This is a genomic window from Clostridioides sp. ES-S-0054-01, assembly GCA_021561035.1.
Lineage (GTDB): Bacteria > Bacillota > Clostridia > Peptostreptococcales > Peptostreptococcaceae > Clostridioides.
This window is the reverse complement of record CP067346.1, coordinates 1238173-1264656: the sequence shown is the minus strand read 5'-3', so window position 1 is coordinate 1264656 and position 26484 is coordinate 1238173. Positions and strand designations below refer to the sequence as shown.

Below are 26484 nucleotides of genomic sequence, written 5' to 3'. Positions count from 1 at the left end.
TTAATATGTAGTACAATTTATATATAATAATTTGGAGGTGTAACTATGGATGCAAATAGCTTAAAAGACTTGATAGCTAATCACAATAATATTGTATTTTTTGGTGGAGCAGGTGTTTCAACTGAATCTAATATTCCAGACTTTAGAAGCTCTACTGGATTATTTAGCCAAAAACTCAATAAACAATTTACTGCTGAACAATTAGTTTCACATACTTTTTTTGTTAGATATCCAGAAGAATTTTTTGAATTTTATAAGGATAAATTAATATATCCTAATGCAAAACCCAACAATGCTCACATAGCTTTAGCAAAACTTGAAGAAATGGGTAAACTTAAAGCTGTCATAACTCAAAATATTGATGGACTTCATCAAATGGCTGGAAGTAAAAATGTCTTAGAGCTTCATGGCTCTGTACATAGAAATTATTGTACTAAATGTGGTAAATTTTTTGACTTAGAATCTATGTTAGACCTAGGTGGTAATATTCCTTACTGTGACAACTGTGGTTCTATAGTAAAACCAGATGTAGTACTTTATGAAGAAGCCCTTGATAGTGATGTCATTACTAAAACGATTTCTGCTATAAGCAATGCTGATTTACTAATTATAGGAGGTACATCATTAGCTGTATATCCAGCAGCAAGTTTTATAGATTATTACAAAGGCAACTATATTGCTCTTATTAATAAAGCAAATACAGTTTATGATAAGTCAGCTTCTCTCGTAATAAATAAACCTATTGGAGAGGTTTTATATGAGGCTGTATTAAGACAAATATAGATTTATTTCACTATATTTATTATATATGTGAGTTTTTATGTTGAATTTAAAGTTTTTTTTTAGTATTATTTTTGTTATGATGTTTTTGTATAAATATAAATAACTTGAAAGGAGCTTTTATGAAACTAAAAACTATATCTTTACCAGAGCTTAATAATTTAGACCCAACACTAGAATCTACATTTATCAAAATGGGTGAAGAACAAGGTGAATTAGCTGAATGTATAGGTAAATTCAGAAATCTAAGTGGAGAAAATAATGATTTAGATGAAGTTGATATTATAAAGAAAACTGCTAAGGAACTAATGGATGTAGCTCAAACATGTGTTACTATGATGTTTAAGCTAGAAGAACAATATGGTATTAATCTTGATGAAATACGCAAGGAGCATATAAAAAAGCTAGAAAAAAGAGGTTACATAAAAAATATGGATAAGTAAGATTTATTACTTATATATTATTAAAATAAATAATAAGGATGGTATCCCAAAATGTTTTTTTACTTACATTTGAAATACCATCTTTTTATTTATATTATTTTTAATATTTCTATAAAAATTGAATTTCTTTAAATAAAGTTATTTTTTATCATCAAGTTTTCACTTTTTATCACTCTATTCATTTCTTCTTTCTTCATAAATTTTACTGTATTCTTTCACAGCTTCATCCCATGCTTCTATATCAGTTATCCCCTTTTCAACAGCTAATAAATGAACCATCTCAGCTAATTTTGATGCTGACTCTATTATTTCCATTCGTTACACCCTCTCTATTGTCAAATACTTACAAAAACTGTTAATTAGTTATAATATCTGTTATTATTATTTCCAAAAACTCTAATAAATAAAAAATTTTTTATTTTTTGACATAATTAGGAGATATCTACAAAACAATAGAATATTTTTACCTACTAAAATTCATATAAAAAATCTAACTATTATTATCTTTTTTATATATTAAATTGAGAGATAATGAATATATTTATATAGATACATATTAAATTTATTATGGGAGAGAATGTTATATGTTTAAAATTTTTCTTTTTTCTAGTGAACAATTTGTAAGTCTCTTTATATTTGGATTATTTTTATACTATTGTCCAAAACTAACCAAAAATATTTTACCTTATAGCTACACAGTCGAAAAGATAATTTGTACACTACTTGTAATAGTTATGGCTCTAGAGCAATTATTACTTATTTCTTCAGGCAATTATAGTACTTTAAACTCTTTACCAATTGGAATTAATTATATTTGCATATACCTATGTATAGCTATACTGGTTTTTAAGCAGTATCATCTTTTTAATATATTTTTCTCTTGGAGTTTAGTTTGTTCAGTTGGAGAACTTATTTTTTCTAAAAACTTAGGTTATGAATTTCCTAGCTTAATATATTTTATATTTATCTTCTCTAAGTGCCTGATAATTTATGCAAATATCTATATGGTGGATGTTAGAAAATTTAAAGTCAATAGATATGCACTTAGGGATAACTTAGCTATTTGTTTCATTTATTTTTCATTCATATTTTTACTAAACACATTTACCAACTCACAGTACTATTATGGTTTTTTAAGCCATAGCACAACTGCTATTTTTACATTCATTTTTGTTACTAACATTATGTACATACCTGCTCTTTTATTTAATAGAGATACTTTTATACTTGAAAAAAAGAAAAAGAGTAAATAGTTTATTTAAATTACAAACTAAAGCCACATAGATAATTTTAAATTACAAAAATATCCACGTGGCTTTATAAATTATATTTTTTGATTATTGTTTTAGATTTCTGCCAAATAGTACAAAGTTTTTATTATATCTTTAAAACAACTGTTCTATTATAGTTTTAGATTCTTCTAAAGAAGCAAATAATTTATCTTTATTATCTATATCTAAGCAATCCATTTTATCACTTATTATAGACACAAACTTTAATATTTCATTATCCAATATCTTTTCTCCATTTTCAGTTATTCCATAAAAAGTATTTCGTCTATCTCTACTATCTTCTTCCCTATACACATAGTCTTGCTCAACCAATTTATTAAGTAATATACATAGACTAGAAGTAGATACATGTAAGTCTCTACTTAGATTTTTAAGCTCTATTTTATCATGTTTTCTTATTTTTACTAAGGCAAAAAACTGTCTTTCTGTAAGAACCTTATCTTTTTTATATCTTTCGTTATTAATAATCTTTATTAAATTATGAAAGTTATTCATACTTTCTAACAACAAAATAGATAATTCTTTATCGCTCATAACATTCACCTCAAAACTAATGATTTATAACTCCCTCTTATATCTCAAATGCGTTTATGTATCTATAAATATAATACTTTTTTTCTTTTTATAATTATACTATATATCAACTTTATTATCTATTTAAATTGTTTTAAACTAAAATCTTATTAAATATAAATGTTTAAATTACACAACAAAATAGTGGAATTTACACTAATCCCACTACTTTATTTAAAATTATATACATATTTGGAAATATTTTATTTTATTCTTACATATTGTTTTTATCTTGATTTTTATTACTTTTTGATATATTTTGAATTTTTTCCAATACTCTAGGAGTTATAGATAATATATTATCCACGAGATTGATATTACTATCTAAACTCATTATTCTAGTCTCTCCACTTTCAACTACTACAAATGCTACTGGTTGTACAGATATAGCTCCTGCACTACCTCCAGCAAAATTCGTATCTGCTTTTTCACTTTTTAATTCAATTTCTTTATCTTTCTCATCATATCCTTTTGAGTATTCTCCTCCTCCTATACCAAATCCAATTGTAACCTTTGATATAGGTACAACCACTGTAGTATCTGTTTTTATAGGGTCTCCTACAATAGTATTTGCATCTATAGAACCTTTAATTGTTTCAAGAGTTGTTTCCATAAGACTCTGTATCGAACCTGTTGCTCTCATTACTATCACCTTCCTTATAATTTCCTTTATTCTTATTCATAATCTTATTAGTCATTATTATAATGTTAAATAAATCTTTTATTCTTGTTCTTATATGTATCCTTATATTTCCCAAAACATAATCTTTTGTAAAATCTGGGTTTACATTTAAATACATTTTTTCTGCGTCAATTATATTAAATAAATTTCCATACAAAGTATTTATCAATATATACACAGAAGATGTTAAGCCAATATTTTCAGTCCCAAAATTAATATTTGAATAAAGTTCATGTATTTTTATCTTTTTTAATAATCTATAAACGCTCAAAAGGTCATCAGCTAATAATATACTTGAATCTATATTATTCTTCATCCCCTCTTTTTTATCATTATTTTTACTATTTTCAGCTGGATAAAGTTGTCTATTTATATTTATTAAATTAAACATGTATTTTATATTAAGCTTTAAACGAATATCTTTGTTGTTTATATCGGCTATTATTAAGATGTTTATATGAGATATTAAAATCAACATAACTACACTTATCATAAAAATTATAACTATTATTAAATACTTAAAATTAAATAATTCATTAAACTCCATATTTATATTATCATCAAAAAATTACTATTTATACTTAATTATCCATATTTATTTTAAGAGAATTATTATTTTATTTTTATACAAAAAAACACAACAACTTAGAGTATTTTAAATCTTTTAAAATTTAAAACTACAGACTAAATTATTGTGATTTTTATATTTTTATTCATTTGTTACTGCTTCTTGATAATTTTCTATAGGAGGCAACTCTTCAAGACTTTCTATATTCAACAACTTTAAAAATTCATCTGTTGTTTTGTAAATTATAGGTTTTCCTATCTTATTAAGTCTACCAGCTTCTCTTATAAGTTCATTTTCAAACAAAGTTTGTAATACCTTATCACATTTTACTCCTCTTATATCCTCTATTTCTACCTTTGTTATTGGTTGTTTGTAGGCAATTATAGTAAGAGTTTCTAATGTAGCTTGGCTCAAACTTTTCTTTTTCTTTGGTTCAATAATCTTCTTTATATATTCTGCATAGTCTTTATTTGTACACATTTGGTACTTATTCTCTAACTTGATTATTTGAATACCTCTATTTTGTTCTCTGTACTCCTCAATAAGTAAATTTAACATAATCTCTATTTCTTTTGATGAAAGTTCTTTATTTATTATATAGTTTAATTCTTTTATACTTATTGGTTCCCCATATGCAAACATAACAGATTCTATAATATACTTTATATCTTCTCTTTTCATTTTAACACTCCGAACTTTTTCTTATTAGAATATCATCAAAAAATATATCTTGTACTACTACTATTTCTTTTTCTTTTATAAGTTCTAATATAGATAAAAAGGTAGCGATTATCTCATCATTTTCATATGATTTTATAATATTTGTAAAAGTAACTTCAATCTTCTCTTTTATAATATCTCTTATATATAATATTTTTTCTTCTACAGATATTATCTTCTTCCTTACTATTTTATCTAGTTTCTCATCATTAGCATTTTCAACCTGTGATGCTTTAACCTTAAATATGTATGGAAGTATATTTTTTATTGCTTCTATTGATATATCTTCTAAATCTACATTGTCATCAATAATTATTTCTTCTTTATTTCTATAAAACCTCTCATTAATATAAGTTATATTTTCTTTTATATCTTGTGACGCCACCTTAAACTTTCTATATTCTTCTAACTTTTCCATAAGTTCGATTCTTGGGTCTTCTTCTTCATCTTTTTGTTTATAAAGTAGATATTTAGATTTTATCTCTAAAAGTTTTGATGCCATAGTTATAAATTCACTAGTTATCTCTAAATCCATTTTATCTAGCATTTTCAAATAATTTAGATACTGCTTAGTTATATCTATTATAGATATATCCTTTATGTCTATTTTATGTTTCGTTATTAAATCATACAGCAAATCTAATGGTCCTTCATATACTTGTAATTGTATATTATACTTCATATCAATCCCTCTTTAATCTGTTTATTGTATTAAACAAATAAATATACTATTTTTAGTAGAACTGTATATATTGGTGTTAGTATTATTCTATATATACCAGTAAATAAAGCAATTAATAAAATTATATAACTCATACTTTCAAATTTATACACATATTCATTCCATTTATATGGCACAAATGTAGATATAACTCCCCATCCATCAAGTGGAGGTATAGGAAGTAAGTTAAAGGCTGCAAATCCCATACTATATAAAAGCACATATCCAGCTATTGTATTTATCGCATACATATGCACATACTTATTGATAATTACACAAAGTATAGCAGTCAAAACATTACAAAAAACGCCTGCAAGTGAAACTATCAGGTTTCCTATCTTATAGTTTTTAAAGTTATTTGGGTTTACTGGCACTGGTTTTGCCCATCCTATTTTAAGAATAAACATAGCCAAAATACCGATTGGGTCAACATGTCTTACAGGATTTAATGTCATTCTACCATAAGCTTTAGCTGTATCATCTCCCAATAAGTGAGCTGAATAAGCATGGCCAAACTCATGTATTGATATTGCCATAACTATACCAACTAAACTTGCTACTATTTCTCCTATATTCATACTTAACATTAACGTACATCTCCTAAATCAAATTTTTAATACTATTATAACAATTAAATAACTTATAATCAAAATTATTTTATATTATAATAATTTTAACCTATAGGCATAAAATTAAAATTCACTTTTTATTTTATAACTTTTATTATTATATCATATTCATTGTGAAAATATAATAATTATACCTACTGTAAGTATAATATTATATTGACAGGAATTGACATTATTGTCCTTTAGTCAATATCATACAAGAAGTACAAAAAAATATGTGTTACACTTTATATAACATGAAAGGAGGTTAATTGAGTGAAACAAGAAGAGCGCACAGTATGCTTTGATAGAGAATTAAAAATTGAAGCATATAGATTTAAAGGTATAATGCAAAAATTCCCAAACCATTTTCATGAACATTATGTAATTGGTTTTATAGAAAATGGTCAAAGATATTTATCTTGTAAAAATAAAGAGTATACCACAAGCACTGGTGACTTATTACTTTTCAACCCTTTTGATAGCCATACTTGTGAACAGATAGATAATAAAGTACTTGATTACAGATGTATCAATATTAAACCAGAAATAATGAAAAAAACTGTCTTTGAAATTACAGGAGAAAATTATTTACCAAAATTTAATCAACCTGTGATATTTCGCAGTGAACTAGTACCTCTATTACAAGAATTACATCATATAATCATGGAAGAAGAATTAGAGTTTAAAAAAGAAGAACTTTTTTTCTTCCTAATTGAACAATTAATTGAAGAACATACCGAGCCAAATTTGAAGTTTGACTTGGAAAAAACAAATATAGAAATTCAAGCGGTATGTGATTATCTAGAAAATAATTATGCTGAACATATAGTACTTGATGAATTAAGCACTATATCAGAAATGAATAAGTACTCTCTACTTCGTAATTTTACAAAATTAAAAGGTATTACACCATATAGATACTTAGAAAATATACGAGTAAACAAAGCTAAAAAGCTTTTAGAAAAAGGTGTAGCACCTATAGATGCTGCCATACAGACAGGCTTTGTAGACCAAAGTCACTTTACAAATTTTTTTAAGAATTTTATTGGACTTACACCAAAGCAGTATCAAAATATATTTATAAACGATGATTCAAATAACTTTAAATAAGGTAAAAAGGAGAAATAAAAATGGAAACTAAAAATTCAAAATGTGTTATGGTAATAGATGAAAATTTACCAATGGGAATTATATCAAATACAGCAGCTATAATGGGAATTACACTAGGAAAATATGCTCCAGAAACTATTGGACCAGATGTAGTTGACAAAACAGGTAATAGTCACTTAGGAATTATTGACATCCCTGTACCTATTTTGAAAGGAAACAAAGAAATAATAAAAGATTTACGTAAAAAATTATATACTCTTGAATTTGACGATTTAACTGTTGTAGATTTTTCAGATGTAGCACAAAGTTGTAATGTTTATGATGAATTTGTACAAAAAATTGCTAGTGTACCAGAAGATGAATTACAATATTTTGGTATAGCAATCTATGGAAATAAAAAGAAAGTAAATAAACTTACTGGTAGTATGCCTTTACTTCGATAAGTGTTAAACAATCATATACATAATATTAAACCAAATGATATTATAAGTTACATGCACTTTTCTATATGTCTATAAAAATCATAAAATACTTCTATAATGATAAATAAAAATACCCCTATGGCAAATAATTACATAAGGGTATTTTTTATGTGCGTTATAACTATATCTCATTTGATAATTATTTATATCATGTTATCAATTATTCTTTGAAGCATCTGTAAATAACTTGCCTTATTTATATCTTTAGTATTTATCAATTCCACTTCACCTATTACTTTTTTATCTTTACATATCTTTATCTTTCCTAAAACAGTACCCTTTTTAATCGGCATTTTAGGATTTTTTACTATTTCAATTTTCTTCTCAAATTCTTTAGAGCTTCCTTTTTTAATAAGAGCATTCAAATCTTCTTTAGCAACCAATTTAACTTTGTTTTCATCAGCCTTATCCAATGTAAGTGTTGCTATATTATCTCCTTTACTACATAACTTAACACTTTCATAATTAGCAAATCCATAGTTTAAAATACTAGATGCATCGTTAAATCTTTCTGGAGAAGTCTCTGCTCCCAAAGTTGCTGCAACTAGATGAGTATTGCCTCTCTTTGCAGATGCTGATAAACAGTATTTTGCTTCTTGAGTAAACCCAGTTTTAACACCAGTTGCTCCTTGATAGTGTTTTATAAGCTTATTAGTATTTGCAAGACCTACTGTAACTTGCTTCTTCCCTACTACAACCTTATCCATCCATGTAGTTAAGTATTTACTTATCATTTCATGTTTTAACAGTTCTCTAGACATTAAAGCTATATCATGAGCAGATGTATAGTGATTTGCAACTGGAAGCCCATTTGTATTTGCAAAATGAGTATCATTCATATTTAACTCTTTTGCCTTAGCATTCATTCTATCAACAAATCCTTCAACACTTCCAGCTAAATGTTCAGCCATAGCAACACAAGCATCATTTGCTGAAGCAACGGCTATACCTTTTAATAATGTATCAACCTTTTGAGTTTCTCCTGGCTCTAAGAATATTTGACTACCACCCATACTAGATGCAGTTTCACTTACTTGAACTTCATCATCAAGCTTAATCTTACCTGAATCCAAAGCTTCTACGATAAGTAACATTGTCATTACCTTTGTTACACTTGCAGGAGGAAGCTTTTTATGAGCATCCTTTTCATATAAAATTTGTCCACTACCAACATCCATCAAAATTGCTGATTTTGAAGATATATTTAGTTGATTGGCATCAGCATTTTCCTTATTATTTGCAAAAGAAAAACTCAAAGGAGTAAATGCAAGTAATATAGCCAAAGCAGTACTAGCTAATTTTTTCATCGATGTCACCTCTTAAAGTTTATTTAAACTTATTTTCTCACATTTAACTTTTTTTATTCTAAATGCCTAGATATACCTTGACCTAAATTTTTTTTCTTCTCAAGCTTTTTAAAGTAACCTTCTAAAATACCTTTATTAGATGCGTTTTCTATTATTTCAAAGGCATCTTCATAATTCATTCCATATTCTCCTGCTATTTCCATCTTTGTTTGTTTTAAAGCTTTTATAGCATTTTGTCTTGAAATATTATCCATAAGAATCCTCCTATCAGTAAAATTTATATATAAGTAGTTTTTACTAATAAAAGATTGTTATAATTGGTATTTTATGTAATAATCATATTTTTTAATATCAAAAATTTAAAAGACCCCTTGTAATTCTTAAGATAATATCAGTTGGCTTTTTGATATTATTTTAAAAATTACAAGAGGTCTAATTTTCAAATTTATAGTTTTTTATATTATACTTCCATTATTATAGGAAGTATCATTGGATTTCGTTTAGTTTTTTGATATAAATATTCTTTTAGGTTTTCTTTAATATTATTCTTTAAATAAGCCCACTCTTTAATATTTTTCTCTTCACATTCATTTAGAACATTTTTAATTATATCCTTTGCTCCATCCATTAAGTCTTCTGACTCTCTTACATATACGAATCCTCTAGAAATTATGTCTGGACCTGCTAGAACTTTACCCTCATCCTTAGAAATAGTTACTACAACTATCATAAGACCATCTTCTGATAAATGCTTTCTATCTCTTAAAACTATGTTACCTACATCGCCTACTCCTAGTCCATCAACTAATATGTTTCCTGTTTGTATACGATTTGCTACTTTAGCAGAGTTTTTATCTAATTCTAAAACATCTCCTGTTTGCATGACAAAAATATTTTCTTTGTCCATACCAAGCTGTTCAGCTATTTCAGCATGTCTTTTTAACATTCTATATTCACCATGAGCTGGCATAAAAAACTTTGGTCTAACTAATGCATGTATAAGTTTTAATTCTTCTTGACAGGCATGTCCAGAAACGTGTATATCAGCTATATCACTGTACACTACTTCTGCTCCTTTTTCAAATAAGAAATTGATTACTTTTGATATTAATTTTTCATTTCCTGGTATTGGATGAGCAGATATTATAACTAAATCGCCACTCTTTATTTCTACTTTTTTATGCTCTGAAAAAGCCATTCTAGCAAGAGCTGACATAGGTTCACCTTGTGAACCAGTTGTTATTATAACTAATTCACTTTCTTCATATTTGTATATATCATTTAAATCTATAAGCATATCATCAGAAATATCTAAATATCCTAATTCTTTTGCAACTCCAACTACATTGACCATTGAGCGACCTGATATAGCAACTTTTCTATTAAACTTCTCAGCAGTATTTATTATTTGTTGTAATCTGTGTATGTTGGATGCAAAAGTAGCAACTATAATTCTTCTGCCATTTCCTTTTGCAAATAATTCGTCAAGACCTACTCCAACAGTCTTTTCAGACATAGTAAATCCTGGTTTTTCTGCATTAGTACTATCAGCCAACATTAAAAGAACTCCTTTTTTGCTTAACTCACAGAGTCTATGCATATCCATAACATCACCATCAATAGGAGTCAAATCAATCTTAAAATCTCCTGTATGATATATTATCCCTTGGTCTGTGTGTACTGCAATAGAGTAAGCATCTGGTATACTATGGTTATTTTTCAAAAACTCTACTTCCATGTTATCAAGTTTTATAACTTGTCTTGGAGTTACGACATTTAACTTAACATTATTCATCTTATGCTCTTTAAGTTTCACTTGTATAAGACCTATACTAAGTCTTGCTCCATACACAGGTACATTTATTTTCTTTAATATATATGGAAGAGCTCCTATATGGTCTTCATGTCCATGTGTAATAAATATACCCTTTATTTTATCCCTATTTTTGACTAAATAAGTTATATCTGGTATAACTATATCTACTCCTAACATTTCATCTTCTGGAAAACTAAGTCCAGCATCTATAACAATTATTTCATCTTTATACTCAACAACAGTCATATTTTTCCCAACTTCGTTAAGTCCACCTAAGGCCATTACCTTTATCTTATTGGTGTTCTTTTTGAACAATTGCATCATCTCCTTCTGTCTATTTAATTTTTTAACACGTTCTACAATCATAAATAATATCAAATCACGCACTCGCTACCAGTTATTCTTATTGTACCATAATTCGTATCATATTTTAAGCTATATTTAAAATACATTTAACGTATTATTTTGACAAACCTATTTTATTTTGATATCCTCTAAATATTATATGATTTAATATCGGATATTTTAGGAGGATTTATGCGTGGTAAAACTCATTGTGCAATAGGAATCTTAACAGCCATCCAGACATCTTTAATATTTAAAATTCCTATATCTTTAGTTGACATTTTAGTTTCAGCTACTTTTGCTGTACTGCCCGATTTGGATAAATCTAACTCTATGGTCTCAAATTTCATTCTAAAAAACAATATATCCAAATACATATATAGAATTTTTATATATGCTGTTAATATTATTATTTTCTTTATTTCAATAAATATAAATGATAATTTTTATTTAAGTGCAATAATTACATTTATTGCAATCATAATCATTGAGGCGAAACTAACCCATACATTTTTGAGAAAAGTTTTTCTATCATTAATATTTATACTATTAGCTATATGCTTATACATCATAGAAGTTGAAATATATTTTACAATTTTTTGTCTAATGTTGTCAATTTTTCCCTGGTTAAAGCACAGAAGTTTTTCTCATAGCATATTTGCAACTATAATAATATATTTTTTACTAAAACAGATAGAATTAATCACCAATATCAATAATTTATCTTTTTATGGTACACTTGGTTATGCAAGCCATATGTTTTTAGGAGATTTATTTACAAAACAAGGAATACCAATTTTTTATCCGCTAAGCGAAAAGAAAATTTCTTTAGGATTTTTAACGGTTGGTGGACCATTTAGTAATTTCATAGAAAAATCATTCATTTTTGTACTTATAGGATTAATTATATTTTCAATATTAAAACTATAAACACTTTGAAAACTGTATATTTATACTTTATAGATGATTTATAATAAAAAATGGAAGAATAGCATAGAATATAAAAGTTCTATACTATTCTTCCATCGACATTAAGCAATAGAAGTTTATTCTTCTGAGTCGCTTACTCCATTACACTCGTCACATAGTCCATAAAATTTAACATCATGATCAAGTATTTTAAATTTGTACAATGATTGTATCTCTTTTTCTATATTGTCTAAAAGGTCTTCTTTAGCTTCCATTATCTTTCCACAATTTTTACAAATAAGATGATGATGATTATGACAGTCTTCTTTGTGCAGACTAATCTCATATCTTATACATCCATCGTCTAAGTTTAGTTTTGATATTAATCCTATTTCATCCAACAACTGCATTGTTCTATATACAGTAGCTAATCCTATTTCAGGACAGTCAACCCTAACTAAATCATAGATTTCCTCACTACTTAGATGTGAATGGTCATGTTTAAGCAATATTTCAACTATTGCTCTTCTTTGTGGCGTAATCTTAAAACCAGTTTCTTTTAACTTGTCTTTTAATAAATCCATTGTGTTTGCCATAACATCACCCTTACTATTTTCAATTGATAATCTTTATTAAGTAATATTTTAATTGATAATTCATTTTTTGTCAAGACATTTGAAAAAATTTAAGTTATTCTCATAATATAAATATATACCCATAAAAGATATATTATTCACCAAAATTCATAAATTTTTTGATATTTTTATATTAAAACAAAAAAAACAGATATATACTACAAATGCTTTTACAATTAATAAAACTTAATTAAAGCAAATATAATAAATACCTGATTTTTTATATACAAACTTAATCCTTTATCTAGTTAAGTCCATTTGATTCATCTTCGTCGTAATTTAAACCTTCTTCTTCCATTATAGCAGTATACACAGCTACAACAGTTTCATACTCTTCATCACTTTCTAAAGGTATTAAGATTTCACCTTCTTCATCCTCATCGATTCTAAAGATTAAAGCTTCTTCAGCTTCTTCATCATCTAAAGGCATTAATATTGCATATTCTTTTCCTTCTGCTTCTAATGTTAATATTATTTCAAATTGGCTTTCAACGCCATTTTCGTCTATTAAATTTATTATATTTTCTTCCATAATGTCAATCACCTCAAATTTATTTTTATTTTTATTATTTATATTATATATCATAAGTATTCAATTTTATAGTTCTTTTATGAATTTATTTTAAAATCTAAATACCCTTGCAAAATTATTACTGCGGCCAACATATCTATAACTTTTTTTCTTTTTTGTCTACTAACATCTGCCTCTAATAAAGACCTCTCTGCTGCTACTGTAGAAAGTCTCTCATCCCAAAATTCTACTTCAAGACCTGTTTCTTCTTTTACTAACTCACAAAACTTGATTACTTTTTCTCCCTGTGGACCTAAAGTTCCATTCATATTTTTTGGTAATCCTGATACAATTTTATTTACTTGCTTTTCTTTTATTATTGCTTTTATTTCTTCAATATCTTTTTTCTTACCAACTCTTTTTATTGTTTTTACACCTTGTGCAGTTAATCCCATCAAATCACTGACAGCAACTCCAATAGTTTTATCACCAACATCAAGACCCATTATTCTTCCGTCTAACATAGTTCCTCCTTTATTTATTTATATTCTACAGGTTAAATACATATTATCAATCATAAAAATTGCAATATGATTTTTTATGTAAGCGTCCAGTTTACATTAATAATCATATTGCATTTTTTATTTAAATCGTATATGAACAGTAAAAAATTTTTTAGTTATTTTTTTCAAATATTATCATATTTATACTTATTATTATGAGTGGTATAAGTATATATATAGATGCTGTAGATGCAGCAACTATTCCAGAGTCATTAACTAAAAGAGTAATTATACAACCAACCATAGATGCAATAAACCCTTTAAATAAGATTGGGAAGTTGTTCATTATCTTCCTAAAGTGTCTAGATGGTTTAAATATAAGTATTGCAATTACTCCAATTCCTACAAGTAAAATATTTACCCACACACTTGTCTGTGCTAGTTGCATATTCATTTGAATTTTTCTTCCAAATGTTTGTAATATCTCTCCTGGACCATTTAAGAAAATTCGCTGTACAAACATACCTAAATGAGATTCACTACCTGAAACTATATCTAAAGCTGCAAATACACAAACGACAACTACAGCTGAAATAGCCAATAATATAACTTTCTTAAAATCTAATTTAATGTCATATATAAGCATTATAAACAACAAATATGCTACACATTCTGATATAGCTCCACCAACATTTGCACCCATCGAAGGATATGCACTAGTTATAAGTATTGTTAAAGAAAAAGTCACAACATACAATTTAGAGATTTTCTTATAATGTAATAATACTGCTAAACCAAAGACTGCACTTGCTATAGTTACACCCTCATATTCATTTCCTACACCATAGTATCTAGCTCCAATGACAGCATCATAACTCATTATGTTATTTTGCATTAAGTATGTCCCAAATACAGCGTCTATAACTATTACTAAAATAGTAAGTGTTGCAAAAAATCCCATGTGCTTTATATCATTGTCCTTAAATAATTTTCTACCTAATAAGTATAATATTAATGTAGTCGCAAATATTCCCAAAGATATTGAAATTGGAGTTTTAAAATTCATCAAAGGAGCTAACATAAATGATAGTGGCATTATTATACCTAATTTTATAAACTCCTTAAGTACTTTGAATACACGCTCTTTATGTGGCATATAATTTCTAAAGAAAATTGCAAACATTGCAATTACCCAAGAAGCAGATATCACGCCTACAAAACCATTTATAATACTTGACCTTATTGAAGATATAGATACTGCCCTTTCATAAAGTGATTTTAGATAACTAACATTATCATCTTTATTTACTAAGGTATAGCTTCTACCTACCATCTCTTTATTTTCAAGACCAAATGTACTTAATATATCCACTCCAACATCTAGGTTTGCGACAATCCCATCCTTTCTTGTTGTAGCAGATTCCAATACACCTTTTCCTTCCCCACTAAATTTTATTATTGGAGAAAGTCTTCTCTTATTTTTATAATCTAAGTCACTTGGAAATGCACTTGCTATATAAACAGTGTCATTTTCTTCAACCATAGAAAACACTTGTTCAAGATATTTATTTATATTTTTTACAATGTTTTTTTTCATTGTAGCATAAGTATTATCATTTAGATTCAATCTATACATATCTAATCTATATGTATCTCCAAGTTCTACAAATATAGCATCACTATTTTTATAAGATTTTTTAGTTTCATCTAATAACTTATCATAGTCTGTAGATATTCCAAATGGCATTTTAGAATCTTTCTTATTAATATTATCAATATTACCTGAATCAATCCTTCCATATTGGTCCATAGCAACTAAACATAAGTTTCTATTTTTAACTAATTGATTATTTTCAACTATATCAGCGTTTCCAATTACAGATGTCTTTAAACCATTTTCTGATAAAGTTTTTCCTAATGACCCTAAATTTGCTCCATACTCTCCATAATCAAGATTTTCATTTATCGATCTATTAATGCTTAAATCATTTATTTCTTTGGCTTTTTGACCCGTTGCGACTTCAAAAGCTCTAGCAGTATCTTGGTCTACTTTTTGAAAATTGATATAGTCTTCAGTAGTTACATCAGCTCTTGTTCCTGCCCCCATACTTGCATAAGACCTTCTATCATCAGTACCTTGATCCCCTCTTATATTCATGAGAGCTACATAGCCTCTCTTTTCTATCTCATTTTTTAAGATTGGAATATTCATCATACTTCCAAGATTGGTCCTATTCATATCAATAAATATGACCTTGCCTTTTTCTTCGGCAAAACCATAGCTAGCAGTTGATACAAAAATCATAATGACTACTGCAAACAATGACATAATCTTTTTTCTCATTTATTTGACCTACTTTCTATTCAGATAGTGCGTGATAACTTCTTCAAGTATCTCATCTCTTTCAAATTTTTTAATTATAGCTCTTGCATTTTTATGACTAGTTATATAGCTAGAATCACCAGAAAGGAGATACCCTATAATTTGATTTATAGGGTTATATCCTTTTTCAACTAGTGCTTTATATACAAAATCAATAGTATCTCCTACACTCATTCTATCTTCTGGTATTCCTTCAAATTTCATAGTGTAGTCTAAATCTTTTTCCAAATTAAAAACCTCCTTGAGTGAATGTTATTTAACTTGTGTCTTAATAACCTCACTTGCATAGCTTAAAGCTTCGTCAACCTTAGACACATCACTAGCTCCTGCTTGTGCCATATTAGGTCTTCCTCCACCTTTTCCACCAGCTATTTTTGCAACTTCTCTAACAATATTGCCTGAATGTATTCCCTTCTCTAATACATCTTTAGTGGCAGTAACTACAAAGTTAACTTTATCATCTACTACATTTGCAAGTACCACTACACCAGAACCAAGCTTATCTCTTAGATTGTCTGCTGTTTCTCTTAGTGTATCCATATCCATACCTTCAAATTTATTAGTTATCAAATTAACTCCATTTACTTCAACTTTAGAATCAAAAATAGAATCAGCTGATTGTAAACTCATCTTAGCTTTCATATCATGTAATTCTTTAGATAAATTTTTATTCTCTTCTAATAAAGAGCTTATTCTTTGAATTAAATTGTCTTCTTTAGATTTTAAGTTTACACAAACTTCAGAGATAATTCCATCTCTTTCTTTTAGGTATTCATAAACAGCTTTTCCTGTTATTGCCTCTATTCTTCTTACACCTGCTGCTACTCCACCTTCAGATAATATTTTGAACATTCCTATTTGAGAAGTATTTGTCAAGTGAGTTCCTCCACAAAGTTCTGTAGAATAATTTCCCATAGAAACTACTCTTACCTCATCACCATATTTTTCACCAAATAGTGCTGTAGCTCCTTTTTCTTTAGCTTCCTTTATATTCATAATATCACATTTTATGTCTAAAGATGATAAAATAACATTATTTACTTTTTCTTCTATTACTTTTAACTCTTCATTTGATATAGCTTCAAAGTGAGTAATATCAAATCTAAGTCTTTCTGGAGTAACTAAAGAACCAGCTTGGTTAACATGGTCTCCTAATACTTCCTTTAATGCCTTATGAAGTAAATGTGTGGCACTGTGATTTCTTGCAGCTGCCATTCTAGTTTCTCCATCTACTAGTGTCTTTACTTTATCTCCATTGCTTATTGCTCCTGATTTTATTATACCTATATGCTTTATACTATTATTAGCACCTTTCTTAGTATTTAGTACTTCTAAAACTAAGTTTTCATTAGTTATTAATCCACAATCTCCAACTTGTCCTCCACCTTCAGGATAAAAAGTAGTATTATCCAGTACTATAGATACCTTATCTCCTTCTTTTGCACTTTGAACTAACTCATCATCTTTGACTATGGCTTCAATAGTTCCTTCACCATAAATTTCAATATATCCATTAAATATACTGTCAACCGTAGATTCTAATTTTGATAGAGGGTCTTCTTTCCAGCTTTCTCCATCCATATTTCCTCTAGCATTTCTAGCTCTTTCTTTTTGTTTTTCCATTTCTTCATTAAAAGCTTCTTCATCTACAGATAGATGCTCTTCTTCTAATATTTCCTTAGTTAAGTCTATAGGGAAGCCATAAGTATCATATAGTTTAAAGGCTTCTTGACCACTTAGGACAGTCTTTCCTTCATTTTTTAATACTTCTATATAAGAGTTCAATATTTCTGTCCCTTGGTCTATAGTTTCATTGAATTTTTCTTCTTCTATTCCAACTACTTTTTTAATATAGCTTTCTTTTTCAACTAAAATTGGATATGCTTTATCATTTACTTTTATAACTTCATCTATTAGTTTCTGTAAAAATAATTCTTTTACTCCTAATAACTTACCATGACGAGCAGCACGTCTAAGAAGTCTTCTAAGGACATATCCTCTTCCTTCATTTGATGGAAGCACTCCATCACTAACTAAGAATGTTACAGCTCTTATATGGTCAGTTATTATTCTTATTGATATATCATTTTGGGGATTCTCTCCATATTTTACTCCTGTTAACTTCTCAACTGCTTCTAATATAGATTTAATTGTATCTACTTCAAAGATAGTATCAACACCTTGCATGATGCATCCCATTCTTTCAAGACCCATACCTGTATCTATATTCTTGTTTTCTAATAGATTATAATTTCCTTCTTCATCTCTATCAAACTGAGTAAATACATGGTTCCAGAATTCCAAATACCTATCACATTCACAGCCTGGTTTACAGTCTGGATTGTCACATCCGTATTCTTCTCCTCTATCAAAATAAATTTCTGAACAAGGACCACAAGGACCTGTACCTATCTCCCAGAAGTTATCATCCTTACCTAGTCTAACAATTCTTTCTTCTGGGAAATTCATTTCTTTTGCCCATATATCATAAGAATCATCATCTTCTTCATATACAGTTACCCATATCTTATCTTCTGGTATATTTAGCCATTCTGTAACAAATTCCCATCCCCATTTGATTGATTCTCTTTTAAAGTAATCACCAAATGAGAAGTTACCCATCATTTCAAAGAATGTAGCATGTCTTGCAGTTATACCTACGTTTTCTATATCTCCTGTTCTTATACATTTTTGAGATGTACACATTCTTACACTTGGAGGTACTTCTACACCTGAAAAATAGTTTTTTAAAGGTGCCATACCTGAGTTTATAAGCAATAAACTCTTATCATTATTTGGTACTAAAGAATAACTATTTGCTACATAGTGACCTTTTGACTCAAAAAATTCTAAAAACTTACTTCTTATTTCGTTTAATCCCATCTTTTCCATATCATGTTCCTCCTAATAAATTTTATTTTTTCGTTTAAATAAAAAACCTCGTCCCTATAAATAAATTTATAGGGGCGAGGACAATCGCGGTACCACCCTAATTATCATATAAATTATGATATCTTCGGAAAACCTTAGCTATAACGTAACTACCGTCAATCTCTACTTAAATCCTATTTATAAAAGAAAAATTGTTCAAGATTGCTACTAAAAGGCTGCTTCAAATATTATATTCTAAGGGCTTCCAGCATTTCCCTCTCTCTGTAAGACATCAAATATTTTACTATTCCTTATCACTGTATTTACTTTCTAATTAATATACTAATTATATTACTAAACTTTACAAAATTAATCAATACTATATTCTCATATACAATAAATTTATTTTATAAACTTTATTCTTTCTTAATATACTTTATTGTTTATTTTTTTAATTTTTTAGATGTTTTTATAAACTTTTCTCGATTATTCCTCCACCTACTACAATATCTCCATCATACATTACTACAGACTGACCTTTAGTAATAGCCCTTTGAGCTTCATCAAAAACCATTTTAATAGTGTCTTCTCCTATTTTATGGATAGTAGCTAGTGATGGCTTTGCTGAATATCTTATTTTTGCTTGAACTCTTAATGGTTCTTCTAATTTATCTATTGATATAAAGTTAACATTTTTTGCAATAAGTTCCTTTTTAAATAAATCTTCATTATCTCCAAGAACTATAGTATTATTTATTGGATTTATATCTATTACAAACATTGGTTTACCAAAAGTAATTCCAAGCCCTTTTCTTTGACCTATAGTATAATATAGTATACCCCTGTGCTTTCCAAGTATATTGCCTTTAGTATCTACAAAAAAACCTTCTTCAATACGTTTTTTAGAATGTTTTTTTACATAATTTGCATAATCATTATCTTTAACAAAACAAATTTCTTGACTATCGGGCTTATTGTGTACTGCCATACCAATTTCCTTAGCAATTTCTCTTACTCTATCTTTTTCATAATCACCTATGGGCAATAAAGTATGCTCTAGTTGTTCTTGTGTAAGATTATAAAGTGCATAAGTTTGGTCTTTTTTATCTGTAACAGATTTTTTTAGCAAATATCTCCCTGTACTTTCATCCTTTTCTATCTTTGCATAGTGACCTGTAGCTACGTAATCACAACCTATTTGTCTAGCTTTCTTATAAAAATCATCAAATTTTATATGTTTATTACAAGCTATACAAGGATTAGGAGTTTTTCCTTCTAAATATTCATCTATAAAATAATCTATTACTTTCTCTTTAAATACTTCTCTAAAATTCAGAACATAAAATGGTATACCTATTTTATTTGCTACCCTTCTAGCATCTTCAACAGCAGATAAAGAACAGCAACCACCTTCATTTTCAACATCGTCATCATCTTGCCACAATTTCATGGTAACACCAATGACATCATATCCTTGTTGTTTTAAAAGATACGCAGCTACAGAGCTATCAACTCCTCCACTCATACCTATCATTACTTTTTTATTCATAAACAAATTTCACCTCATCTTTTGCATTACTTATTATTATATCATATAGAACAAGCATTGTATTTATTTAAAATATAGCTTGCTCTATTTTCTAAAAAAAATAATTGTTTTCATTATCCAAATATTATAAATATATATTTTGCTAATTAATTGACTTCTAAAACAAGTTAAAACTATTAATTTAAGCAATAAAAAATAGCTATTTTGCAAACAGCTATTTTTTATATCTCATTAATACTTCTTTTTAATCATTTTAAACTTTCTCATAACACAATCACTTATTTTTATTCTTCTTCTTCAACATCATGGTCATGAGCATCATCTATAACATATCCATCCAATTCTGGTATATGGATATTATTTTTTTGAGCATAATCTATAAGTGCTGCTTTTACAGCTTGCTCAGCTAAAACTGAACAATGCATCTTTACTGGTGGTAAACCATCTAAAGCTTCCGCAACAGCTTTATTTGTAAGTTCTAATGCATCTTTTATAGTTTTTCCTTTTATCATTTCAGTTGCCATAGAAGAACTTGCTATAGCTGAACCACAGCCAAATGTTTTAAACTTAACATCCTTTATTACATCTCCATCTATGTCTAAAAATATCTTCATTATATCTCCACATGTAGGGTTTCCAACTTCACCTACACCACTTGCATTATCAATTTCTCCCATATTTCTTGGATTCATAAAATGTTCCATAACTTTATCACTATATTGCATTATTTTTTCCTCCTACTCAATTTATGTCTATTTTTTATGCTTTATCTTTCTGTCTATTTTATTAAGCCTTGTTTCTTCGCATCATCATAAAGTGGTGACATGCTTCTAAGTCTTTCTATAACTTTTGGTAAGTTCTCTAGTATATAATCTATATCATCATCTGTTGTAAAATCTCCAACTGTAAGTCTTAATGAACCATGTGCTATTTCATGTGGTAGACCTATTGCAAGAAGTACATGTGAAGGGTCTAATGAACCAGAAGTACATGCAGAACCACTTGAACCAGCAATTCCTAACATATCTAATAATAAAAGTATTCCTTCACCTTCTATAAATTGGAATGCAAAATTTGCGTTTCCTGGTAATCTATTTTCTAAACTACCATTTATTCTTGTATAAGGTATTCTTTCTAACACACCATCTATTAGCTTATTTCTAAGACGAGTTAAAGTTTCTACATGATTTTGCATATTTGCCTTAGCTAATTCTGCTGCTTTTCCATATCCAACTATTGCAGGTATATTTTCTGTACCAGCTCTCTTACTTTTTTCTTGTGCTCCACCATGGACAAAGTTATGAAGTCTTACACCTTTTCTTATGTATAAAGCTCCTACACCTTTTGGTCCATATATTTTATGTGAAGACATACTCATTAGGTCTATTCCTAATTCTTTAACATCTACTGGAATATTACCTGTAGCTTGTACTGCATCAGTATGGAATAATATCTTATGTTTTTTAGCTATTTCAGATATTTCTTTAATAGGCTGTATAGTTCCTATTTCATTATTTGCAAACATTATACTTATAAGTATAGTCGTATCTTTTATTGAATCTTCTAGTTGTTTTAAATCTACTTTTCCTTCGCTATCAACATCTAAATAAGTTATTTCAAATCCATGATGTTTTGCTAAGTATTCACATGTATGAAGTATTGCATGATGCTCTATTTTTGAAGTTATTATATGATTACCTTTGTTTTTATTAGCATAAGCTACACCCTCTAGTGTCCAGTTATCACTTTCTGAACCACCTGCTGTAAAATATATTTCAGTAGGTTCAGCATTTATAAGGGCTGCTACTTGTTCCCTTGCTTTATCCAAAGCCTCTTTTGCTTCTCTTCCGAATGTGTGAAAACTAGATGCATTACCAAAATAATCTGTTAGGTATGGCATCATTGCATCCAATACTTCTTTTTTAATAGGTGTTGTTGCAGAATAATCCATATACAATCTTCTTTTTTCCATTACATTCATCTCCAAATCTATTTTTTAATATTTGTTATATCATTTTCTAATTTATTTTTGTTATAGTCATTTATCATATCTCTAAGAGTAATTGAATCTATAACATCTTCTATACCCTTTTTCATCTTTTCCCAAACTATTTTTGTTACACACATGTTCGAGTTTTCACATACATCTTCATCTAGTACACAATCAGATAATGCAACTGGTCCTTCTAATACTACAAGTATATCTCCTACTGTTATGTCTTCAGCATTTTTTGAGAGCAAATACCCTCCTTGAGCGCCTCTTACACTTTTTACTAGACCCGATTTTCTTAAAGATGAAAATATTTGTTCTAAGTACTGATCTGATATTTTTTGCTTCTTAGCAATAAATTTTAGTGATACCGGTCCATTATCCTGATTTAATGCTAATTCAAACATTGCTTTTAATCCATATCTACCTTTAGTAGACAACTTCATATATTATCACCTCTATATAGAAATCTAATTCATACTGTTTTAGTAGGAATTACTTTCAAGATAATTTTATTATACCCTACTAAATTTGTCAAGATTAATTTTAATTTTTTTATTTTGAATAAATTCCCCATTTTCCAATGTTTTCAAATCCTAGTTTTTTATATATCTTTCCAGCCTCTTCATTATCATAAAATAAGCAAGGTATTTTGTTCTCTCTTAACAGTTCTGAACATAGCTTAATCAAGCACTTTGTGGCAAGTCCTCTAGCTCTATATTTAGGATGTGTGCCTACTCCAATTATCATTGCATGAGTCCTATTTTCTGAAGTACTCTTTGCCATTGACACTACTTGCTTATTAATCTCTACACAATATCCTCTCCCTGTTCTTAATCCATTTTTTAAATTATCTAAAGTTGTACTGTGAAACTCATCTATCAAATCATAAAGCCTTACTGTTTTTTTTAGATTTCCAAGCCTAATTCTCTTAACCTTTACATTACAATTATTATCTATTAAAAACTTTCTAGTTTGAAGTTTGCAAAAATCAACTATCTTTAAATTATTAAGCCCTAATCTCTTTGCTAAAGCATCTACAGCACATATTTTCCCAGATATTTCTTCATAGTTAGTATTACAAAGTATATTATAAAAGCCTTCAACATCATACTCTCCATCAGAATAAAACATCATAAATTCAAAATATTTAAGTAATATCGCATTTATTTCACCTCGTTCATCTACATCTGCCCATATATTTAAAAAATTATTTCCATATCCATATCTTTCAATATCCCCTATTATAAACAAATTGTACTCAGGTTCTTTTTTTAAGTATTGCATAACTCTACCATGATAAGTTGAGTTAAGTTTTATAATCATAATATCTACCCCCGACACATAAAGTTCAGTTTAAAAATCGCTATCTAGATATTCTAAATATTTTTTTATATTTCTCTCAGTTTTATTTTCTTGTGGTATGTAATAAATACTATCTTTTATGCTATCTGGTAAATACTGTTGCTTTACATAATGATTTTTAAAATTATGAGGATATTTGTATCCACAACCTCTACCTATCTCTTTAGAACCAGAATAATGAGCATCTTTTATGCTATTTGGTATGTCCTTAACAAACTCTTTATCCAGTTCATCCATAGCTTTCATTATTGCTGTACATGCAGAATTAGATTTTGGAGATGTAGCTAAAAGAATAGTAGCTTCTGCTAGTGGTATTTTTGCCTCTGGAAATCCAAGTTGCATAGCTGAATCTACACATGCCTTTACAATCACAATAGCATTTGGATAAGCGAGACCTATATCTTCACTAGCTATTACCAAAAGTCTTCTACAGATACTTATTAAATCCCCACCTTTTATAAGTCTTGCTAGATAGTGTATAGATGCCTGTGGGTCACTTCCTCTTATAGATTTTTGAAATGCACTTAAAATATCATAGTGACTATCACCATTTTTGTCATAGTTTATAATCTTATTAAATGTAGATGCCTTTATTACATCTGAATCTATATAAGTTATATTATTTTTATTAGGTTTAGTTGAGTAAACTACCATTTCCAAAATATTTAAAGCTCTTCTCATATCTCCATCAGAAAGAATAGCTATATCTTCAATAGCATCCTTATTACACTCAATATCCATATAGCTATCTTCATTTAGTACATCAACAGCTCTTTTTAGTCCTTTTTCTATATCAATTTTTTCTAAAGGTTTAAATTCAAATACAGTAGACCTACTTAAAAGAGCTTTATATACATAATGATATGGATTTTCTGTAGTACTAGCAATCAAGGTTATACTCCCATTTTCCATAAATTCTAATATTGATTGTTGCTGTTTTTTATTAAAACTTTGTATTTCATCTATATATAATAAGACTCCATTTATGTTATTTATACTTCCAAGTTCTGATATCACCTTTTTTATATCTTCTAAAGATGAATTAGTAGCATTTATTTTATAGAAACTTTTATTGCTTCTTTCTGCTATTATTTCCGCTACTGTAGTTTTCCCAACACCAGGAGGACCAAAAAATATCATATTTGGTAAAAAATTAGATTGTAATATCTTAGACAATATTTTTCCATTACCTATTATATGACTTTGACCTATTACGTCATTCATTGTTTTTGGTCTTATTTTATCTGCTAAAGGCATCTTCTCACTCCTTTTTAATAAAAATACTTACTCTATAATTATCTCAATAATTCGTCTAAAAAAGGTATCTATTTCAAATAGATACCTTTTCTAATCTAAACCTATAAAATATAGATTATTGATTGTTTTTTAATTTTTTTAATTCATCTGTAAGCTTGTCATTAAGTATTCTTATATGAGTACCTTTCATACCTAATGATCTTGATTCTATCACACCTGCACTCTCAAATTTTCTAAGTGCATTTACTATTACTGACCTAGTTATACCAACTCTATCAGCTATCTTACTTGCTACAAGCAGACCTTCTTTGCCATCTAATTCAGCAAAAATATGTTCGACTGCTTCAAGTTCGGAGTAGGACAGAGTGCCTATTGCCATTTGAACTACAGCTTTCTTTCTCATTTCTTCTTCTAGTTCTTCACCTATTGCTCTTAATATTTCAAGACCAACAACAGTTGCACTATATTCAGCTATTACTAAATCATCATCATTAAATGAATTTGAATATCTTGAAAGTACTAATGTTCCTAGTCTTTGACCACTTCCTAATATTGGAACTACTGTAGTATATTTTTGTAATCTTCCATGCTCTTCAGGAAAGATTTCTAATATCTTCTCACCATTTAAATTTTCTAATGTTTCATTGATTTTTAACACATTTTGAGTATATTCATCTGAAAATTTCTTTTGCTTAGTATACTCATCTTCTATAACTGAACTGTCTTGAGCATCATTTAAATGAAGACCTAGTACCTTACCTTTTGCACTTACTACATAAACATTAGAACTTAAAACATCTCCCAATGCTCCGGCCAGTAAATCAAAAGAGACACTGCTTCCACCACTTGTTTGTAATGTTTTATTTATTTTCCTTGTTTTTTGTAACACTTCACTTGCCATTTAATCATCTCCTCATGAAATTTAGGCCTTTTAATAACCTTTTATATTTTCTAATATTATTCTCACTTTTAATGAAAATTTATTTTTCTATTAGTTGTTTACACTTGAAAGATTATCATAGATTGGAACCTTTTTCAAGAGAATTATGTGATTTTTTTCA

The 26484-nt window shown here is 28.0% G+C and carries 29 protein-coding genes and 1 other annotated feature; of the genes, 6 read left to right on the top strand and 23 right to left on the bottom strand.

Going from position 1 to position 26484, the window contains the following annotated elements; all coding sequences use genetic code 11:
• The first annotated feature begins 45 nt into the window (after positions 1–45).
• Both JJC02_06175 and JJC02_06170 read left to right on the top strand, forming a co-directional pair.
• Positions 46–783: an NAD-dependent protein deacylase gene (locus tag JJC02_06175; protein ID UDN55760.1), complete on the top strand. Its 738-nt coding sequence runs from the start codon at positions 46–48 to the stop codon at positions 781–783.
• A 119-nt stretch (positions 784–902) separates the two neighbouring features.
• Entirely contained in the window at positions 903–1223 is a 321-nt protein-coding gene (locus tag JJC02_06170; GenBank protein UDN55759.1) for a MazG-like family protein, read from the top strand.
• A 174-nt stretch (positions 1224–1397) separates the two neighbouring features.
• Here JJC02_06170 and JJC02_06165 read toward each other — a convergent pair whose 3' ends face one another.
• A complete protein-coding gene (locus tag JJC02_06165) occupies positions 1398–1538 on the bottom strand; it encodes a hypothetical protein (protein ID UDN55758.1) in 141 nt (46 codons plus the stop codon).
• A 269-nt stretch (positions 1539–1807) separates the two neighbouring features.
• Between JJC02_06165 and JJC02_06160 the strand changes: the two genes are divergently transcribed.
• A complete protein-coding gene (locus tag JJC02_06160; GenBank protein UDN55757.1) occupies positions 1808–2476 on the top strand; it encodes a YwaF family protein in 669 nt (222 codons plus the stop codon).
• A gap of 132 nt (positions 2477–2608) precedes the next feature.
• Here the strand turns inward: JJC02_06160 and JJC02_06155 are convergent, their stop codons facing one another.
• From JJC02_06155 to JJC02_06130, 6 genes are all read right to left on the bottom strand, one after another.
• Positions 2609–3049, bottom strand: coding sequence for a MarR family transcriptional regulator (locus JJC02_06155; GenBank protein ID UDN55756.1), 441 nt, complete (start codon positions 3047–3049; stop codon positions 2609–2611).
• 253 nt (positions 3050–3302) lie between these two features.
• Positions 3303–3731 (bottom strand): GerW family sporulation protein, encoded by a 429-nt coding sequence (ytfJ, locus tag JJC02_06150; GenBank protein ID UDN55755.1) that lies wholly within the window; start codon positions 3729–3731, stop codon positions 3303–3305.
• On the bottom strand, positions 3685–4317 hold the full coding sequence (locus tag JJC02_06145; protein ID UDN55754.1) for a DUF2953 domain-containing protein: 633 nt from the start codon (positions 4315–4317) through the stop codon (positions 3685–3687). Before JJC02_06145 ends, ytfJ begins: the two co-directional genes overlap by 47 nt.
• Positions 4318–4479: 162 nt before the next feature.
• Complete coding sequence (gene scpB, locus JJC02_06140) at positions 4480–5019, bottom strand: SMC-Scp complex subunit ScpB (GenBank protein ID UDN55753.1); 540 nt, start codon at positions 5017–5019, stop codon at positions 4480–4482.
• 1 nt (position 5020) lies between these two features.
• A complete protein-coding gene (locus JJC02_06135) occupies positions 5021–5740 on the bottom strand; it encodes a segregation/condensation protein A (protein UDN55752.1) in 720 nt (239 codons plus the stop codon).
• Positions 5741–5769: 29 nt separating this feature from the next.
• Positions 5770–6366, bottom strand: coding sequence for a site-2 protease family protein (locus JJC02_06130; GenBank protein UDN55751.1), 597 nt, complete (start codon positions 6364–6366; stop codon positions 5770–5772).
• A 297-nt stretch (positions 6367–6663) separates the two neighbouring features.
• Here JJC02_06130 and JJC02_06125 point away from each other — a divergent pair, with 297 nt between their 5' ends.
• Positions 6664–7500, top strand: coding sequence for an AraC family transcriptional regulator (locus tag JJC02_06125; GenBank protein UDN55750.1), 837 nt, complete (start codon positions 6664–6666; stop codon positions 7498–7500).
• Positions 7501–7520: 20 nt separating this feature from the next.
• Positions 7521–7943: a DUF2000 domain-containing protein gene (locus tag JJC02_06120; GenBank protein ID UDN55749.1), complete on the top strand. Its 423-nt coding sequence runs from the start codon at positions 7521–7523 to the stop codon at positions 7941–7943.
• Positions 7944–8125: 182 nt separating this feature from the next.
• Here JJC02_06120 and JJC02_06115 read toward each other — a convergent pair whose 3' ends face one another.
• From JJC02_06115 to JJC02_06105, 3 genes are all read right to left on the bottom strand, one after another.
• Positions 8126–9289, bottom strand: coding sequence for a D-alanyl-D-alanine carboxypeptidase (locus JJC02_06115; GenBank protein UDN55748.1), 1164 nt, complete (start codon positions 9287–9289; stop codon positions 8126–8128).
• Between the two features lie 53 nt (positions 9290–9342).
• A complete protein-coding gene (locus JJC02_06110; protein UDN55747.1) occupies positions 9343–9543 on the bottom strand; it encodes a spore protein in 201 nt (66 codons plus the stop codon).
• 206 nt (positions 9544–9749) lie between these two features.
• On the bottom strand, positions 9750–11426 hold the full coding sequence (locus tag JJC02_06105) for a ribonuclease J (protein ID UDN56384.1): 1677 nt from the start codon (positions 11424–11426) through the stop codon (positions 9750–9752).
• 216 nt (positions 11427–11642) lie between these two features.
• On the opposite strand from JJC02_06105, the gene JJC02_06100 reads away from it, so the two are divergent.
• Positions 11643–12380 (top strand): metal-dependent hydrolase, encoded by a 738-nt coding sequence (locus JJC02_06100; GenBank protein ID UDN55746.1) that lies wholly within the window; start codon positions 11643–11645, stop codon positions 12378–12380.
• 116 nt (positions 12381–12496) lie between these two features.
• On the opposite strand, the gene JJC02_06095 is transcribed toward JJC02_06100, so the two are convergent.
• The 13 genes from JJC02_06095 to codY form a co-directional block, all read right to left on the bottom strand.
• The gene (locus JJC02_06095) at positions 12497–12955 is read right to left on the bottom strand and encodes a transcriptional repressor (GenBank protein UDN55745.1); all 459 of its coding nucleotides are present in this window, start codon (positions 12953–12955) and stop codon (positions 12497–12499) included.
• 283 nt (positions 12956–13238) lie between these two features.
• Complete coding sequence (locus JJC02_06090; protein ID UDN55744.1) at positions 13239–13526, bottom strand: DUF1292 domain-containing protein; 288 nt, start codon at positions 13524–13526, stop codon at positions 13239–13241.
• A gap of 77 nt (positions 13527–13603) precedes the next feature.
• Complete coding sequence (ruvX, locus tag JJC02_06085; protein ID UDN55743.1) at positions 13604–14029, bottom strand: Holliday junction resolvase RuvX; 426 nt, start codon at positions 14027–14029, stop codon at positions 13604–13606.
• Between the two features lie 151 nt (positions 14030–14180).
• Complete coding sequence (locus tag JJC02_06080) at positions 14181–16352, bottom strand: hypothetical protein (protein UDN55742.1); 2172 nt, start codon at positions 16350–16352, stop codon at positions 14181–14183.
• 9 nt (positions 16353–16361) lie between these two features.
• Positions 16362–16619, bottom strand: a complete 258-nt coding sequence (locus tag JJC02_06075; protein UDN55741.1) for an IreB family regulatory phosphoprotein — start codon at positions 16617–16619, stop codon at positions 16362–16364.
• Positions 16620–16643: 24 nt separating this feature from the next.
• Complete coding sequence (gene alaS / locus JJC02_06070; GenBank protein ID UDN55740.1) at positions 16644–19283, bottom strand: alanine--tRNA ligase; 2640 nt, start codon at positions 19281–19283, stop codon at positions 16644–16646.
• Positions 19284–19350: 67 nt separating this feature from the next.
• Positions 19351–19589 (bottom strand) — a binding site (T-box leader).
• Between the two features lie 142 nt (positions 19590–19731).
• Positions 19732–20811, bottom strand: a complete 1080-nt coding sequence (gene mnmA / locus JJC02_06065) for a tRNA 2-thiouridine(34) synthase MnmA (GenBank protein ID UDN55739.1) — start codon at positions 20809–20811, stop codon at positions 19732–19734.
• A gap of 284 nt (positions 20812–21095) precedes the next feature.
• The gene (gene nifU, locus JJC02_06060; GenBank protein ID UDN55738.1) at positions 21096–21536 is read right to left on the bottom strand and encodes a Fe-S cluster assembly scaffold protein NifU; all 441 of its coding nucleotides are present in this window, start codon (positions 21534–21536) and stop codon (positions 21096–21098) included.
• A 53-nt stretch (positions 21537–21589) separates the two neighbouring features.
• A complete protein-coding gene (gene nifS / locus JJC02_06055; GenBank protein UDN55737.1) occupies positions 21590–22783 on the bottom strand; it encodes a cysteine desulfurase NifS in 1194 nt (397 codons plus the stop codon).
• A 17-nt stretch (positions 22784–22800) separates the two neighbouring features.
• Entirely contained in the window at positions 22801–23247 is a 447-nt protein-coding gene (locus JJC02_06050; protein ID UDN55736.1) for an Rrf2 family transcriptional regulator, read from the bottom strand.
• Positions 23248–23356: 109 nt separating this feature from the next.
• A complete protein-coding gene (locus JJC02_06045) occupies positions 23357–24127 on the bottom strand; it encodes a GNAT family N-acetyltransferase (protein UDN55735.1) in 771 nt (256 codons plus the stop codon).
• 30 nt (positions 24128–24157) lie between these two features.
• The gene (locus JJC02_06040; protein ID UDN55734.1) at positions 24158–25423 is read right to left on the bottom strand and encodes a replication-associated recombination protein A; all 1266 of its coding nucleotides are present in this window, start codon (positions 25421–25423) and stop codon (positions 24158–24160) included.
• 115 nt (positions 25424–25538) lie between these two features.
• The gene (codY, locus tag JJC02_06035; GenBank protein ID UDN55733.1) at positions 25539–26324 is read right to left on the bottom strand and encodes a GTP-sensing pleiotropic transcriptional regulator CodY; all 786 of its coding nucleotides are present in this window, start codon (positions 26322–26324) and stop codon (positions 25539–25541) included.
• Between the last annotated feature and the right edge of the window lie 160 nt (positions 26325–26484).

Excerpts from the sequence above, each read along its gene's own strand:
- JJC02_06175 (UDN55760.1), top strand. The coding sequence starts at position 46 with ATGGATGCAAATAGCTTAAAAGACTTGATAGCTAATCACAATAATATT.
- JJC02_06170 (UDN55759.1), top strand. The coding sequence starts at position 903 with ATGAAACTAAAAACTATATCTTTACCAGAGCTTAATAATTTAGACCCA.
- JJC02_06165 (UDN55758.1), bottom strand. The coding sequence starts at position 1,538 with ATGGAAATAATAGAGTCAGCATCAAAATTAGCTGAGATGGTTCATTTA.
- JJC02_06160 (UDN55757.1), top strand. The coding sequence starts at position 1,808 with ATGTTTAAAATTTTTCTTTTTTCTAGTGAACAATTTGTAAGTCTCTTT.
- JJC02_06155 (UDN55756.1), bottom strand. The coding sequence starts at position 3,049 with ATGAGCGATAAAGAATTATCTATTTTGTTGTTAGAAAGTATGAATAAC.
- ytfJ (UDN55755.1), bottom strand. The coding sequence starts at position 3,731 with ATGAGAGCAACAGGTTCGATACAGAGTCTTATGGAAACAACTCTTGAA.
- JJC02_06145 (UDN55754.1), bottom strand. The coding sequence starts at position 4,317 with ATGGAGTTTAATGAATTATTTAATTTTAAGTATTTAATAATAGTTATA.
- scpB (UDN55753.1), bottom strand. The coding sequence starts at position 5,019 with ATGAAAAGAGAAGATATAAAGTATATTATAGAATCTGTTATGTTTGCA.
- JJC02_06135 (UDN55752.1), bottom strand. The coding sequence starts at position 5,740 with ATGAAGTATAATATACAATTACAAGTATATGAAGGACCATTAGATTTG.
- JJC02_06130 (UDN55751.1), bottom strand. The coding sequence starts at position 6,366 with ATGTTAAGTATGAATATAGGAGAAATAGTAGCAAGTTTAGTTGGTATA.
- JJC02_06120 (UDN55749.1), top strand. The coding sequence starts at position 7,521 with ATGGAAACTAAAAATTCAAAATGTGTTATGGTAATAGATGAAAATTTA.
- JJC02_06115 (UDN55748.1), bottom strand. The coding sequence starts at position 9,289 with ATGAAAAAATTAGCTAGTACTGCTTTGGCTATATTACTTGCATTTACT.
- JJC02_06110 (UDN55747.1), bottom strand. The coding sequence starts at position 9,543 with ATGGATAATATTTCAAGACAAAATGCTATAAAAGCTTTAAAACAAACA.
- JJC02_06105 (UDN56384.1), bottom strand. The coding sequence starts at position 11,426 with ATGCAATTGTTCAAAAAGAACACCAATAAGATAAAGGTAATGGCCTTA.
- JJC02_06100 (UDN55746.1), top strand. The coding sequence starts at position 11,643 with ATGCGTGGTAAAACTCATTGTGCAATAGGAATCTTAACAGCCATCCAG.
- JJC02_06095 (UDN55745.1), bottom strand. The coding sequence starts at position 12,955 with ATGGCAAACACAATGGATTTATTAAAAGACAAGTTAAAAGAAACTGGT.
- JJC02_06090 (UDN55744.1), bottom strand. The coding sequence starts at position 13,526 with ATGGAAGAAAATATAATAAATTTAATAGACGAAAATGGCGTTGAAAGC.
- ruvX (UDN55743.1), bottom strand. The coding sequence starts at position 14,029 with ATGTTAGACGGAAGAATAATGGGTCTTGATGTTGGTGATAAAACTATT.
- JJC02_06080 (UDN55742.1), bottom strand. The coding sequence starts at position 16,352 with ATGAGAAAAAAGATTATGTCATTGTTTGCAGTAGTCATTATGATTTTT.
- alaS (UDN55740.1), bottom strand. The coding sequence starts at position 19,283 with ATGGAAAAGATGGGATTAAACGAAATAAGAAGTAAGTTTTTAGAATTT.
- mnmA (UDN55739.1), bottom strand. The coding sequence starts at position 20,811 with ATGAATAAAAAAGTAATGATAGGTATGAGTGGAGGAGTTGATAGCTCT.
- nifU (UDN55738.1), bottom strand. The coding sequence starts at position 21,536 with ATGCAATATAGTGATAAAGTTATGGAACATTTTATGAATCCAAGAAAT.
- nifS (UDN55737.1), bottom strand. The coding sequence starts at position 22,783 with ATGGAAAAAAGAAGATTGTATATGGATTATTCTGCAACAACACCTATT.
- JJC02_06050 (UDN55736.1), bottom strand. The coding sequence starts at position 23,247 with ATGAAGTTGTCTACTAAAGGTAGATATGGATTAAAAGCAATGTTTGAA.
- JJC02_06045 (UDN55735.1), bottom strand. The coding sequence starts at position 24,127 with ATGATTATAAAACTTAACTCAACTTATCATGGTAGAGTTATGCAATAC.
- JJC02_06040 (UDN55734.1), bottom strand. The coding sequence starts at position 25,423 with ATGCCTTTAGCAGATAAAATAAGACCAAAAACAATGAATGACGTAATA.
- codY (UDN55733.1), bottom strand. The coding sequence starts at position 26,324 with ATGGCAAGTGAAGTGTTACAAAAAACAAGGAAAATAAATAAAACATTA.